We start from the raw sequence: 12772 nt of genomic DNA, 5'->3' as shown, positions 1-12772 counted from the left end.
TGGCAGTATGCGCGCCGCCCTGACCTTCGGAAGCCTCCGTCCTTGATCGCCGCCGCCCTTCGCTCGCGCCTCCTGCGCAACACCGGCTGGAACCTGCTGGGTGAGGGCATGCCGCTGGCCGCGGCGGTGCTGTCCATCCCGCTGCTGATCCAGCACATCGGGCTGGAGCGTTTCGGCGCGCTGACACTCACCTGGGCGCTGCTGGGCTACCTGACGCTGCTGGACTTCGGCATGGGCCGGGCGCTGACGCAGCGCATCGCCGAACTGACGGGGCAGGGCCGCGACGCCGACCTGCCGGCCGAGGTGTGGCCGCCGCTGCTGCTGATGGGCGCGCTGGGCGCGTCGGCCGGGGTGGCGGTGTGGCTTGCGTCCGACTGGCTGGCGCACAACGTCGTGCACGCCGACGGCGTCGGGGGGGAGGAGATCGCCACGGCGCTGCGCCTCGTCGCCCTGATCGTGCCCACCGCCCTGCTCACCGGCGGTTTCCGCGGCATCCTGGAAGGGCTGCACCGCTTCGACCTGTCCAACGCCGTGAAGGTGCCGGTGGGGGTGCTGAACTACCTCAGCCCGCTGTTCGTCCTGCCCTTCACCGAAAGCCTGATCGCCGTGATCGCCGCCATCGCGCTGGGCCGCGCCGCCGGGATGGCCGCTTACATGACGCTCGCGGCGCGGGTGACGCCGGGGTTGTTCGCCGGAATCGGCCGGCGCGGCGAATCGCTGCGCCATGTGCTGGTCACCGGCGGCTGGATGACGGTCAGCAACGTCGTCGGCCCGGTGATGATCTACGCCGACCGTTTCGTTCTTGCCTCCCTGGTGCCGCTGGCGGCGGTGGCGTACTACACGACGCCGTTCGAACTGGTCAGCCGCCTGCTGTTCGTGCCGGCCGCCCTGGCCGGCGCCCTGTTCCCCACAGCCTCCGCCGATCGCGGCCGGCCGGAGCGTCTGGCCTCCTTCGTGGAGCGCGGCGGCACGGCAGTGGCCGGCGTGTTCCTGCCGGTGCTGCTGGCGGTGCCGCTGGCCGGGCACTGGGGGCTGTCGCTGTGGTTGGGATCCGCGTTCGCGGATCAGGCGGCGCCGGTTCTGTCGGTGCTGGTGCTGGGGGTGTTCTTCAACGCCGTCGCCTACGTGCCCTTCGCCGTCATCCAGGGGATGGGCCGCGCCGACCTGACGGCGAAGCTGCACGCGGCCGAGATGCCGCTGTACCTGGGTGCCTTGTACCTGCTGGCCGGGGAATACGGCATCCTGGGCGCTGCGGTGGCTTGGACGCTGCGCACCGGCGGCGACCTGGCGGTGATCCTGGTGATGGCCGGCCGCCTGACCGGCCGGACAGAAGCGGTGCGCACGTTGGCCGTCCTGTGCGGCGTAGCCGCGGTTGCGTATGTCGCCGTCCTGACGATGATGTGGAGATGAGCATGGACGGCAACGCGGGCGATGTCTTGGGCGGCTTCGGCAGCACCGCCTACCACGACCAAGTGCGCCGCGACGTGGCACCGCTGCTGCCGGCGCGCACGCGGCGGGTGCTGGAGATCGGCTGCGGCACCGGCGCCACCCTGGCGTGGCTGAAGGCGGAGCGCGGTGCGGAGGAGACCATCGGCGTGGAGATCGAGCCGGCGGCGGCCGACGCCGCGCGCGGCCGCGTCGACCGGCTGGTGGTCGGCGACCTCACCCGCATGGACCTGGAGACGGGGCAGGAGACGGGCGGCGTCGCGATCGCGCCCGGCTCGCTCGACCTCGTCATGGCGCTCGATGTCCTGGAGCATCTGCCCGACCCATGGGATGCCGTGCGGCGGCTGACGCGGCTGCTGGCGCCCGATGGCGCGCTGATCGCCTCGCTGCCCAACGTGGCGCATTTCTCCGTGTCGCTCGGACTCGCGCTGGGGAACCGCTGGCGCTACGCGGACTGGGGAATCCTGGATCGCACGCACCTGCGCTTCTTCGTGCGCGACACCGCGGTGGACCTGCTGCAGGCCGGCGGGCTGGTGGTGGACCGCGGCGTCCTGCTGGGCCTGGAACCGGGGCGGCGGACGCGGCTGGCCGACCGGCTGACGCTGGGCCGGGCGCGCCACCTGCTGACGCACGGCTTCATCCTGCGCGCCGTGCGCGCGCCCTCCGGCGGCGCCGTGCGGTGGAGCTTCCGCGGCGACCCGGCCTGATCACCCCGCCTGATCACCCCACCTGATCAGCGGCCGAACAGCCCGGCGAGCGCGCCCCGCACGGTGGCCGCGATCTTGGCCGGCCGGCCGCGCTCGAACAGCACGAGACGCAGCAGGTCCACGGCGATCGCCGGCAACTCGGCCCGCAGGAAAGCGGGCAGGGTGCCGCCGTAGAGGCGCAGCGTGCGCACGCGGTTGCGGTATTGCGTGTAGCGCCGCTTGGCGCTGTGGTGCGTCACCGGCACGGCCCGGCCGAGCAGCCGGCGCTCCTCGTAGGCGCCCAGCCGGTGCCGCAGGCGGGCCTCGCGCGCGGCGACGATGTCCCAGCCGGCGCGGCGCAGGCGCAGGCCGAACTCGACGTCGACGAAGTCGATGAAGAAGTCTTCCCGCATCGGCCCGACCTCGTCCAGGACGGCCATGGGGATCAGGCTGCCCGACGCGATGGCGTACAGCAGGTGGTGCAGCACCGGCCGCTCCGGCGCCTGCGCCGCCGCGCGGCGGCCATCGGCGGAGACCAGGAAACGAGTCGGCTTCCTCTGTCCGTCGTCGGCGGTGACCGGCACGGCCATGCCGACCCGCTCACCCGAATCCAGTGCGTCCAGGAGGGCGGCGACCATGCCCGGCTGCGCCACGCTGTCCTGGTCCAGCAGCAGCACGTGGCGGGCGCCCAGCGCACGGGCGCGGGTGATCCCCTGATTCTGTGCGGCGGCGATCCCCAGGTTCCCGGCGTTGCGCAGCAACTCGGCGCGCGTTCCCGCCGCCCGCACGGCGTCCTCCACCGGCGCCAGCCGCTCTACGGCGGAGGCGTTGTCAACCACCACCAGCCAGTGCGCCTGCTCCAGCGCCGCCGCCAGCGTGCGCGCCACCGTCGCGTCCGGATGGTGGGTGACGACCACCGCGGCGACCGCGTTGTCGGGGAAAGGCGACGGCTGGGACATGCGGCCCGTCTATCGGTCGGACCGCACCGCGTCAAGCGCGGGTGCGGCAAAGGAGGTGACCCGGCCGAAAGGCACCGCTTCACCTTGCCGTGGCGTCGTGGTTCGTGTATCTGACAGCACGGCGACGGGGCGTAGCGCAGTCTGGTCAGCGCGCCAGTTTTGGGTACTGGAGGCCCCCGGTTCGAATCCGGGCGCCCCGACCACCGTACATGAAGCGTAGGAAGAAGGAGCAGCAGCGCCATGAAGGTCCGGATCTATCAGCCGAGCAAGACGGCCATGCAGTCCGGGCGTGCCAAGACGCAGTCGTGGCAGCTGGAGTACGAGCTTGAGACGCCCCGCCGGCCGGAGCCGCTGATGGGTTGGATCAGCTCGGGCGACACGCTCAATCAGGTGAAGCTGCGCTTCGATTCGAAGGAGGACGCCATCGCCTTCGCCGAGCGCAAGGGATGGGAATACACCGTGCAGGACGCCCCGGTGCGCCGCGTGCGTCCGCGCAACTACGCCGACAATTTCCGGATGGACCGGCCGCGCTTCTGACGCGCAACCATTCAAGGCCGGTGCGCTCCCGTTCCCGCGGGCAGGGCGCCCTTAGCTCAGGTGGATAGAGCAACCGCCTTCTAAGCGGTAGGTCGCTGGTTCGAATCCAGCAGGGCGCGCCACTCCCGGCCCGGGGCGGCACCCTTCCGCGCGTGCGCGAACGGAGTTATCCACGGCGAGGCACTCCGCCTGGATATGCGGCAGAATTGCCGCTCGACCTATACGGACGCATATCGAATACGCCGAAAGCGGCAGAAACTATGGAAAATCCGCGCAGCCCAATTTTTGGGCAGGCGCAAATGCGGCTGTGCGACGTGGCGTCATTGCGTCCGGGTCCACAGAGTTATCCACAGATTCTGGGGATAACTGCGCCGGCCTGCCATCCTCTACGCCCGGCCAACACCGTCCTGTCCGTCGAGCGCGTGCACGGTGTCCGTCCAGATGGCGTGCGCCTCGTCGTCGCCGTCGCGTTCGGCCTTGGCGGCGTTGGCTTCGGCCTTGGCGCCCGCCTGCGGTCCATAGCGGCCCAGCAGCAGCCCGGCCACCGCCCATAAGTCGTGTCGCTCTTCCATGTCCCACTCCTTCGCGTGTGGGTCCGCCGGTGCGCGGCTGCCGTTGGCAGGGCACCGCCGAGGCCGGTAAGCTCGAGCGGAACCGCCGTCGGCACCGGCCGTTCTACCGTGAACACGCCGCCGTGCCCCGGAATTCCAAGGGAGGTGGTCCATTGGATTGGATCGTCAAGGTCGTAATCGCGAGTTTTCTGGTCGGATTCGCGCTGTCCGCGTTCGACATCAACCCGGCCCGGATCCTGACCGACACGTGGTCGACCCTGGGGGACGTGGTGGAGTTCTTCATGGGCATCGTACGCTGGGCGCTGCCCTACATCCTGACCGGCGCCATCATCGTCGTGCCCGTCGCGGCGCTGGGCGCGCTCGCCCGCTGGACGCGCAGCCGCCGCCCGAGACCCTAAAAGCAAAAAAAATTGGGAGACTCCGTTTCCGGAGCCTCCCGAGACTCAAAAACAGGGAGGGTTAGAGACGATTTGTTTGTACGCCTCAACGCTCCCTCCACTCCTTGATCCAGGTCAAGATTTCGTCTGTTGGCAAAGCTGACGATATGGCCCGAAACGAAAAAAAACCGGAGCCCCTTTTCGGAGGCTCCGGTGTAGTCAATACAGGGAGGGTTAGAGACGAGGTGTCATATAGCTGATCGGCATACATGGCAACCTTGATCTGCATCAAAACGAAGAAACTTGCTTGAAATCGCCCCGCTGCGTTCGTTGCGCCACACAAAGTGGTCCTACCACGCACGAAAAAAAGCCGGAGGTTCCGAATGGAACCTCCGGCATAGGCGATTACAGGGAGGGTTAGAGACAGCCAACGTTCTAACCCGAACGTTGGAGTGCCTACGTTGACATAGATCAATTCACCGTGGCGGTGCAGCATAGGCTAGGTCTGCGTGTCATTCTTGCCACCATAGAGCGATTCGGGGCTGCGCAACACGTCCAAAACCGTCACCAGCTCGCCGTCACGCGCTGTACGGTAGAAGCAGCTCCGCCGGCCGGTGTGGCAGGCGACACCGTCCTGGTCGACGACCAGCAGCAGCGTGTCGCCGTCGCAGTCGATGCGGAACTCCTTCAGGCGCTGCACTTGGCCGGACGTCTCGCCCTTGCGCCACAGGCCGCCGCGCGACCGCGACCAGTAGCACACGCGCCCGGTGCTCAGCGTCTCCACGACGGCGTCCCGGTTCATCCAGGCCATCATCAAAACCTCGCCGCTGCCCTCCTGCTGGGCGATGGCCGGCACCAGCCCGTCGGCGTTGAAGCGGATGGCGTCCAGGATCTTGGCATAATCGGTCATACGAACAGGTCCTCAGGCGGCGGAGCGGAGGCGCCGGAACCCGGCCTCCAGGTCCTTGATCAAATCGTCGGGGTCTTCCAGGCCGGCGTGGATGCGCACGAGGCGGCCGGGCTCGTTCCATTTGGTGGCGGTGCGGATGGCGGCCGGGTTGGTCGGCAGGATCAGGCTCTCGAACCCGCCCCAGCTGTACCCCATGCCGAACAGCTCCATGTGGTCGAGCATGGCGGCCAGTGCCGGCTTCTCCACCGGCTTCAGCACGATCGAGAACAGCCCGCTGGCGCCGGTGAAGTCGCGCTTCCACAGGGCGTGGCCGGGATGGTCGGGCCGGGCCGGGTGCAGCACGCGCGCCACCTCCGGCTGGCGCGACAGCCAGTCGGCCAGCATCAGGCCCGTCTCCTGATGGCGCTTCAGGCGCACGGACAGGGTGCGCAGGCCGCGCAGGCCCAGGTAGAGATCGTCCGGCCCGGCGCAGGTGCCGAATCGCACGGCGTTGCGCTTGACCGGGATCCAGCTCGCCTCGTTGCACACCAGCACGCCCAGCATGGCGTCGGCGTGGCCGACCAGGTACTTGGTCGCGGCGTGGATCGACACGTCCACCCCGTGCTCGAACGGCTTGAAGAAGAGCGGGGTGGCCCACGTGTTGTCCATCAGAACCGTGGCGCCGGCCGCCTTGGCGACGGCGGCCATGGCCGGCACGTCCTGCATTTCGAAGGTCAGCGAGCCCGGCGATTCGAGGAAGACCACCGAGGTGTTCGGCCGGATCAGCCGCGCGATGTCGGCGCCGATCAGCGGGTCGAAGTACTCGGTCTCCACGCCGTAGCCGGCCAGCACCTCGTTGCACAGCCGGCGTGTCGGCGCATAGGCGCTGTCGGTGACCAGCACGTGGTCGCCGGCCTTGGTGAAGGCGGTCAGCGCCGTGGCGATGGCGGCGAGGCCCGACGCGGTGTTCACCGCCTTGTCCCCGCCCTCCAGCGCGGCCACCGCCTCTTCGAAGGCGTAGGAGGTCGGCGTGCCCATGCGGCCGTAATGCACGCCCTCGAAGGGATGGCGGTCGCTGTCCTCCAGCGCCTCCAGCGTCGGGAACAGGACGGTGGAGGCGTGGTAGACGGGCGGATTGACGATGCCGAAGTTGGCGAACGGATCGCGCCCGGCGTGGGTGACGATGGTGTCCGGCTTGGCGTGCGTGAGGTCCTTCATGGGGATCCCGGTGTCGTTTCGGCCATCTGGTGGCGCGGAGGGGCGGAGCATCTTGGCAGGCGGGCGCCGCCGGGGCCACCCGGAATCACGGCGTCGTAAGCCCATGAACACAATGGATTAACCATCGGATCGGAACACGGAGGATTCGACAAAGCAAATGCCGCTGATACACTCTGTGACACGCGCGTGTGGTCATACCGCATGGTGTGCCGCATGGGCATACAAGATCGAATCATAAGACGGCCACGAACAGGGTGGAGTACACAATGAAAGCGGGATTCTTCGCCGCGGCTGCGGCGGCCATGACCCTTGTCGCCGCCGGCGGCGCCCAGGCGGGCGCGACGCTGGACGCCATCAAGGCGCGCGGATTCGTGCAGTGCGGCGTGAACTCGGGCCTCGCCGGCTTCGGCAGCCCGGACAGCGCCGGCAACTGGACCGGCCTGGACGTCGATTTCTGCCGCGCCGTCGCGGTGACGCTGTTCGGCGACCCGTCCAAGGTCAAGTTCACGCCGCTGTCCGCGCAGCAGCGCTTCCCGGCCGTGCAGTCGGGCGAGGTCGACCTGCTGTCGCGCAACACCACGTGGACGCTGACCCGCGACACCTCGGTCGGCCTGAACTTCGCTCCGGTCACCTATTATGACGGCCAGGGCTTCATGGTGCCCAAGAAGCTCGGCGTGAAGAGCGCCAAGGAGCTGAACGGCGCCACGGTGTGCGTGCAGTCCGGCACGACGACGGAGCTGAACCTCGCCGACTACTTCCGCGCCAACGGCATGAGCTTTAACCCCGTCGTCATCGAATCGATCGACGAGGTGAACGCCGCCTACTTCGCCGGCCGCTGCGACGTGTACACCACCGACGCCTCCGGCCTTGCCGGCACGCGCGCCTCGGTGGCGCCGAATCCGGAAGACCACGTCATCCTGCCCGAGCTGATCTCCAAGGAGCCGCTGGCCCCCGCCGTGCGCCACGGCGACGACCAGTGGTTCGACATCGTCAAGTGGACGGTCTACGCCACCATCCAGGCCGAGGAGAAGGGCATCACCTCCAAGAACATCGATGAGTTCCTGAAGAGCAAGGATCCCGACGTGCTGCGCCTGCTGGGCGTGACCCCCGGCATGGGTGCCGCACTGGGTGTCGACGAGAAGTGGGCCTACAACGTCGTCAAGAAGGTTGGCAACTACGGCGAGATCTTCGAGAAGAACGTGGGCAAGAACACCCCGCTGAAGCTGGAGCGCGGCCTGAACGCGCTGTGGACGCAGGGCGGCCTGCAGTACGCCGCCCCCTTCCGGTAAGCGCGTCCTGACGGCACGGCCGCCCGCCTGCTCCGGCAGCGCGGGCGGCCATCTCGTCCCATGACGGCAGAGCGGAGGGGGCCGTGGCCAGCGAAACCAGGGACGACCGGCGCGAACGCGCCGCAATCTCATTTTCCCTGAACGATCCGACGGTCCGCGCGACGGTCTACCAGATCCTGGTGATCGGTGCCGTGGTCGCGCTCGGCTGGTATCTCATCTCGAACACGCTCGACAACCTGTCGCGGCGCGCCATCGCCACGGGCTTCGGCTTCCTGGGGCGCGAGGCGTCGTTCGGCATCAGCGAGCACCTGATCGACTATTCTCCGCGCGACGACTACGGCCGCGCGCTGCTGGTCGGCGTGCTGAACACGCTGAAGGTGTCGTTCATTGGCGTCATCCTGGCCACGCTGCTGGGCACGGTGGTGGGCATCGCCCGGCTGTCCAGCAACTGGCTGGTCGCCCGCATGGCCGGCGTCTACGTCGAGACGGTGCGCAACATACCGCCGCTGCTGCAGCTGTTCTTCTGGTACGCGCTGATCACCGAAAGCATGCCGCCGGTGCGGCAGGCGCTCAACCCGATCCCCGGCGTGTTCCTGTCGCAGCGCGGCGTGTGGTTCCCCACGCCCATGCCCGACCCGGTGTGGAGCACCATGGGCATCGCGCTGCTGATCGGAATCGTCGCGGCCTGGGGCGTGGCCCGCTGGGCCAAGGCGCGGCAGGACCGCACCGGCCAGCCGTTTCCCAAGGGCTTGGTGGGGGTGGGCCTGATCCTCGGCCTGCCGCTGATCGCCTACGTGGCGGGCGGCGCGCCCACGGCGCTCGACGTGCCGGTGCTGCAGGGCTTCAACTTCCGCGGCGGCATGGTGCTGTCGCCGGAGTTCTTCGCCATCCTCATCGGCCTCGTCGTCTACACCGCCGCCTTCATCGCCGAGGTGGTGCGCGGCGGAATCCTGGCCGTGAACTGGGGACAGACGGAGGCGGCGCGGGCACTCGGCCTGCCGCAGGGGCGCACGCTGCGCCTCGTGGTGCTGCCGCAGGCCCTGCGCGTGATCGTGCCGCCGCTGACCAGCCAGTACCTGAACCTGACCAAGAACAGCTCGCTGGCGCTGGCCATCGGCTACCCGGATCTGGTCTCCATCGCCAACACGGCGATCAACCAGACGGGCCAGGCGATCGAGGGCGTGGCCATCATCATGGGCACCTACCTGTCGATCAGCCTGACCATCTCGCTGTTCATGAACTGGTACAACAAGCGCATCGCGCTGGTGGAGCGCTAGGCCATGACGGGTGACGTGCACAACAGCACCGTGAGCCTGCCGGACGAGCGGCCGCCGTCCTCGGTGGTCGGGCCGCTCGCCTGGATCCGGGCCAACCTGTTCAACACCTGGTTCAACGGCCTGCTGACGATCCTCATCGTCTGGCTGCTGTTCCAGATGATCCCGCCCTTCGTCAGCTGGGCCTTCGTCAAGGCCCAGGGGTTCGGCGCCACGCCGCAGGAATGCCGGGCGCCGGGCGCCGGGGCCTGCTGGGCGTTCGTCAGCGAGAAGCTGCGCTTCATCCTGTTCGGCACCTACCCCTACAACGAGCAGTGGCGCCCCCTGGCGGCGATCATGGTCGTCATCCTGCTGCTGGCCGCGAGCTGCGACCGCCGGTTCTGGCGGGCGTGGTTCCCGCTGGTGTGGGTGGCGGGGCTGGCGCTGGTCGGCGTGCTGATGTGGGGTGGCGTGCTCGGCCTGACCTACGTCGAGAACTCCTTCTGGGGCGGGTTGCCGCTGACCATCATCCTGTCGGTGATCGGGCTGGCGGTGGCGTTCCCGATGTCGATCCTGCTGGCGCTGGGCCGGCGTTCGAACATGCCGGCGATCCGCGCGCTGTCCGTCGCCTACATCGAGCTGATCCGCGGCGTGCCGCTGGTCAGCCTGCTGTTCATGGCGTCGGTGATGTTCCCGCTGTTCCTGCCGACGGGTGTCAGCATCGACAAGCTGCTGCGCGCGCAGATCGCCTTCATCATGTTCGCCGCCGCCTACATGGCGGAAGCCATCCGCGGCGGCCTGCAGGCGATCCCGAAGGGGCAGTACGAGGCGGCGGACGGCCTGGGCCTCAGCTACTGGCAGAAGATGGGCAAGATCATCCTGCCGCAGGCGATCGCCATCTCCATCCCGCCGCTGGTGAACACCTTCATCAGCTTCTTCAAGGACACCTCGCTGGTCATCATCATCGGTCTCTACGACCTGCTCGGCACGGCCAAGGCGTCGCTGACCGATCCGGCATGGCGCGGCTTCTACCGCGAGGCGTACCTGTTCATCGGCCTGATCTACTGGGCCTTCTGCTTCTTCATGTCGAAGTACAGCCAGCGGCTGGAACGCGACCTCAACCGTTCCCGCCGCCGCTAGAAGCCTTCGCTAGGAGATTGGGCATGACCGTCACCCAGAACACCGCTCAGCCGCACGCCTACGCCGAGGGCGAGGACATCATCCAGTGCACCGGCGTGCACAAGTGGTACGGCGAGTTCCACGTCCTGAAGGACATCCACTTGTCGGTCCGCCGCGGCGAGCGGATCGTCATCTGCGGCCCGTCGGGATCGGGCAAGTCGACGCTGATCCGCTGCCTGAACCGGCTGGAGGAGCACCAGAAGGGCCGCATCGTCATCGACGGCATCGAGCTGACCGGCAACCTGAAGAACATCGAACTGGTGCGCCGCGAGGTCGGCATGGTGTTTCAGCACTTCAACCTGTTCCCGCACCTGACGGTGCTGGAGAACTGCACGCTGGCGCCGATCTGGGTGCGCAAGAAGCCCAAGGCCGAGGCCGAAGAGATGGCCATGACGTACCTGAAGCGGGTGCAGATCGCCGAACAGGCCAAAAAGTACCCTGGCCAGCTGTCCGGCGGCCAGCAGCAGCGCGTCGCCATCGCGCGGTCGCTGTGCATGAACCCCAAGATCATGCTGTTCGACGAACCGACCTCGGCGCTGGACCCCGAGATGGTCAAGGAGGTGCTGGACGTCATGATCGGCCTCGCCGAATCCGGCATGACCATGCTGTGCGTGACGCACGAGATGGGCTTCGCCAAGTCGGTGGCCGACCGCGTGATCTTCATGGACCGCGGCGAGATCGTCGAGCAGAACACCCCCGACGAGTTCTTCACCAACCCGCGCTCCGACCGCACGCGCCTGTTCCTCAGCCAGATCCTGAACCATTGACCCGCGCATCGGACCAGTGGTGATTGCAGCCCGGTGCGGATTCGGGTTGAATGGCGCACCGTGCCGCAAGGCCCGATACCACCAAGGGCCAATGCCCAAGCAGCGCGGAGCGTGTCCATGGAGTTGTTGTCGCCACGGTCCGGTGTCAGCCAGATCAAGCCGTACCGTCCAGCCCGCCCGGCGGGAGACGAACGGGCGTGGATCGACCTGTCGCTCACCGTCAACCCGCTCGGACCAAGTCCGAAGGCACTCACCGCCTATCGCCACGCCGCCACGGGCATCCATCGCTATCCCGATTCCCGGCAGGACAAGCTGCGCCATGCGCTGGCGCGCCGCTACGACCTGGACGCCGAGCGCATCGTCTGCGCCGCCGGGTCGGAGGACCTGATCCAGCTCGTCTGCCTGACCTACGCCGGTCCGGGCGACGAGGTGCTGTGCCACGAGAACGGCTACCAGGGATTCCTGAAGGCCGCCCGCGTATCCGGCGCCACCCCGATCATCGCCAAGGAGCGCGACATGGTGGTGGATGTCGAGGCCATGATCGATCGCGCCGGCGAGCGGACGAAGGTCTGCTACCTCGCCAACCCGAACAATCCGACCGGCACCTACATCCCTCTGGAGGCGGTGCAGCGCCTGCGGGCCGGCCTGCCGTCGCACACCCTGCTGGTGCTCGATTCGGCCTACGCCGAGTATGTCCGCCGCGACAACTACGGCGACGGCATCGAACTGGTGGAAACCTGCGACAACGTGCTGGTGGTGCGCACCTTCTCCAAGCTGCATGGCTTGGCCGGGCTGCGCGTGGGGTGGGGCTACGGCCCGCGGCCGGTGATCGATTCGCTCAACCTCGTGCGCAGCGCCTTCAACGTGTCCGTGCCGGCGCAGGAGGCGGCGGCGGCGGCGCTGAGCGACGTCGAGCACGAGACGGCAACCCACGCCCACAACGACGCTTGGCTGCCCTGGCTGACGCACGAGTTGGAACAGCTCGGCCTGCGCGTGTACCCCAGCGTTTGCAACTTCATCCTGGTCCGCGTGCCGACCGACCCGTCGCTGGGCGTCGCACAGGTGGTCGAGCATCTGGCCCGGCGCAACATCGTGGTCAAGGCGGTCGGCGACTACGGCATGGCCGATTGCCTGCGGATCACCGTCGGCCGCGAGGACGAAAACCGGGCGCTGGTCGCGGCGTTGTCGGAGATCCTGTCGTAAGAGGCTTCCCGCCGCCCGTACGGCGGCGGGAAGGGGACAAAGCCGTCAACCCTGCGGCGCGGGCGATTCACCGGCCGGCTTGTTGTTGCGGCGTTCCGCCATGAAATCGTCGAACTCCGCCTTGTCCTTGGCGGCGCGCAGCCGGTCCAGGAAGTCGTGGAACTCGCGCTGCTCGTCCTCGAGGCGGCGCAGCGTCTCCTCGCGGTACTCGTCGAAGGCGCGGTTGCCGCTCGACGCGAAGGCGGAACGGCCGGCATAGAAGTGCTGCATCTTCTCTTCCATACGCCGCATCTTCCGCTGCCAGCGATCGGCGCCGCGGTGGCTCCAGCACATCATGTTCTTGCTCCACAGAAGAAAGGCCAGGGCCGCCAGCCCGAGCGGCCACCAGACGATGAAA

General features: G+C 68.1%; 14 protein-coding genes and 2 tRNA genes. 11 read left to right on the top strand and 5 right to left on the bottom strand.

Annotation, left to right across the window (positions count from 1 at the left end; translation table 11 throughout):
- The first annotated feature begins 42 nt into the window (after nt 1-42).
- Together VED21_RS07125 and VED21_RS07120 are read left to right on the top strand one after the other, a co-directional pair.
- The gene (locus VED21_RS07125; RefSeq protein WP_324881631.1) at nt 43-1410 is read left to right on the top strand and encodes a flippase; all 1368 of its coding nucleotides are present in this window, start codon (nt 43-45) and stop codon (nt 1408-1410) included.
- A 2-nt stretch (nt 1411-1412) separates the two neighbouring features.
- The gene (locus VED21_RS07120) at nt 1413-2153 is read left to right on the top strand and encodes a class I SAM-dependent methyltransferase (protein ID WP_324881630.1); all 741 of its coding nucleotides are present in this window, start codon (nt 1413-1415) and stop codon (nt 2151-2153) included.
- Between the two features lie 26 nt (nt 2154-2179).
- On the opposite strand, the gene VED21_RS07115 is transcribed toward VED21_RS07120, so the two are convergent.
- Nucleotides 2180-3091 carry a glycosyltransferase family 2 protein gene (locus VED21_RS07115; RefSeq protein ID WP_324881629.1) on the bottom strand — a complete coding sequence of 304 codons (912 nt, stop codon included), beginning with the start codon at nt 3089-3091 and terminating at the stop codon, nt 2180-2182.
- A 125-nt stretch (nt 3092-3216) separates the two neighbouring features.
- Here VED21_RS07115 and VED21_RS07110 point away from each other — a divergent pair.
- From VED21_RS07110 to VED21_RS07100, 3 genes are all read left to right on the top strand, one after another.
- Nucleotides 3217-3294, top strand: a tRNA-Pro gene (locus VED21_RS07110).
- A gap of 37 nt (nt 3295-3331) precedes the next feature.
- The gene (locus tag VED21_RS07105) at nt 3332-3628 is read left to right on the top strand and encodes an ETC complex I subunit (RefSeq protein WP_324881628.1); all 297 of its coding nucleotides are present in this window, start codon (nt 3332-3334) and stop codon (nt 3626-3628) included.
- Between the two features lie 45 nt (nt 3629-3673).
- Nucleotides 3674-3750, top strand: a tRNA-Arg gene (locus tag VED21_RS07100).
- Between the two features lie 264 nt (nt 3751-4014).
- On the opposite strand, the gene VED21_RS07095 is transcribed toward VED21_RS07100, so the two are convergent.
- Complete coding sequence (locus tag VED21_RS07095) at nt 4015-4200, bottom strand: hypothetical protein (RefSeq protein WP_324881627.1); 186 nt, start codon at nt 4198-4200, stop codon at nt 4015-4017.
- Between the two features lie 152 nt (nt 4201-4352).
- Here VED21_RS07095 and VED21_RS07090 point away from each other — a divergent pair, with 152 nt between their 5' ends.
- Nucleotides 4353-4598, top strand: coding sequence for a DUF6460 domain-containing protein (locus tag VED21_RS07090; RefSeq protein ID WP_324881626.1), 246 nt, complete (start codon nt 4353-4355; stop codon nt 4596-4598).
- Nucleotides 4599-5076: 478 nt separating this feature from the next.
- Here the strand turns inward: VED21_RS07090 and hisI are convergent, their stop codons facing one another.
- The gene (gene hisI / locus VED21_RS07085) at nt 5077-5487 is read right to left on the bottom strand and encodes a phosphoribosyl-AMP cyclohydrolase (protein WP_324881625.1); all 411 of its coding nucleotides are present in this window, start codon (nt 5485-5487) and stop codon (nt 5077-5079) included.
- Nucleotides 5488-5499: 12 nt separating this feature from the next.
- On the bottom strand, nt 5500-6684 hold the full coding sequence (gene metC / locus VED21_RS07080) for a cystathionine beta-lyase (RefSeq protein WP_324881624.1): 1185 nt from the start codon (nt 6682-6684) through the stop codon (nt 5500-5502).
- A gap of 266 nt (nt 6685-6950) precedes the next feature.
- Between metC and VED21_RS07075 the strand changes: the two genes are divergently transcribed.
- The 5 genes from VED21_RS07075 (at nt 6951) to hisC (ending at nt 12375) form a co-directional block, all read left to right on the top strand.
- Nucleotides 6951-7973, top strand: coding sequence for an amino acid ABC transporter substrate-binding protein (locus VED21_RS07075; RefSeq protein WP_324881623.1), 1023 nt, complete (start codon nt 6951-6953; stop codon nt 7971-7973).
- A gap of 83 nt (nt 7974-8056) precedes the next feature.
- On the top strand, nt 8057-9250 hold the full coding sequence (locus VED21_RS07070; RefSeq protein WP_324881622.1) for an amino acid ABC transporter permease: 1194 nt from the start codon (nt 8057-8059) through the stop codon (nt 9248-9250).
- 3 nt (nt 9251-9253) lie between these two features.
- A complete protein-coding gene (locus VED21_RS07065) occupies nt 9254-10366 on the top strand; it encodes an amino acid ABC transporter permease (RefSeq protein ID WP_324881621.1) in 1113 nt (370 codons plus the stop codon).
- A 23-nt stretch (nt 10367-10389) separates the two neighbouring features.
- Nucleotides 10390-11172: an amino acid ABC transporter ATP-binding protein gene (locus tag VED21_RS07060; protein WP_324881620.1), complete on the top strand. Its 783-nt coding sequence runs from the start codon at nt 10390-10392 to the stop codon at nt 11170-11172.
- Nucleotides 11173-11289: 117 nt separating this feature from the next.
- Complete coding sequence (gene hisC / locus VED21_RS07055) at nt 11290-12375, top strand: histidinol-phosphate transaminase (RefSeq protein WP_324881619.1); 1086 nt, start codon at nt 11290-11292, stop codon at nt 12373-12375.
- 45 nt (nt 12376-12420) lie between these two features.
- On the opposite strand, the gene VED21_RS07050 is transcribed toward hisC, so the two are convergent.
- Nucleotides 12421-12772 (bottom strand): DUF2852 domain-containing protein (locus tag VED21_RS07050; protein WP_324881618.1); only part of this gene is annotated, 352 nt, incomplete at its 5' end.

Source organism: Azospirillum sp. (assembly GCF_035627195.1).
Taxonomy (GTDB): domain Bacteria; phylum Pseudomonadota; class Alphaproteobacteria; order Azospirillales; family Azospirillaceae; genus Azospirillum.
The sequence above is the reverse complement of the archived record's forward strand: the minus strand, read 5'-3'. Positions and strand labels throughout refer to the sequence as shown.

Bases quoted from the DNA above. Each gene is read 5' to 3' on its own strand.
- VED21_RS07120 (WP_324881630.1), top strand. From the start codon at position 1,413: ATGGACGGCAACGCGGGCGATGTCTTGGGCGGCTTCGGCAGCACCGCC.
- VED21_RS07115 (WP_324881629.1), bottom strand. From the start codon at position 3,091: ATGTCCCAGCCGTCGCCTTTCCCCGACAACGCGGTCGCCGCGGTGGTC.
- VED21_RS07105 (WP_324881628.1), top strand. From the start codon at position 3,332: ATGAAGGTCCGGATCTATCAGCCGAGCAAGACGGCCATGCAGTCCGGG.
- VED21_RS07095 (WP_324881627.1), bottom strand. From the start codon at position 4,200: ATGGAAGAGCGACACGACTTATGGGCGGTGGCCGGGCTGCTGCTGGGC.
- hisI (WP_324881625.1), bottom strand. From the start codon at position 5,487: ATGACCGATTATGCCAAGATCCTGGACGCCATCCGCTTCAACGCCGAC.
- metC (WP_324881624.1), bottom strand. From the start codon at position 6,684: ATGAAGGACCTCACGCACGCCAAGCCGGACACCATCGTCACCCACGCC.
- VED21_RS07075 (WP_324881623.1), top strand. From the start codon at position 6,951: ATGAAAGCGGGATTCTTCGCCGCGGCTGCGGCGGCCATGACCCTTGTC.
- VED21_RS07065 (WP_324881621.1), top strand. From the start codon at position 9,254: ATGACGGGTGACGTGCACAACAGCACCGTGAGCCTGCCGGACGAGCGG.
- VED21_RS07060 (WP_324881620.1), top strand. From the start codon at position 10,390: ATGACCGTCACCCAGAACACCGCTCAGCCGCACGCCTACGCCGAGGGC.
- hisC (WP_324881619.1), top strand. From the start codon at position 11,290: ATGGAGTTGTTGTCGCCACGGTCCGGTGTCAGCCAGATCAAGCCGTAC.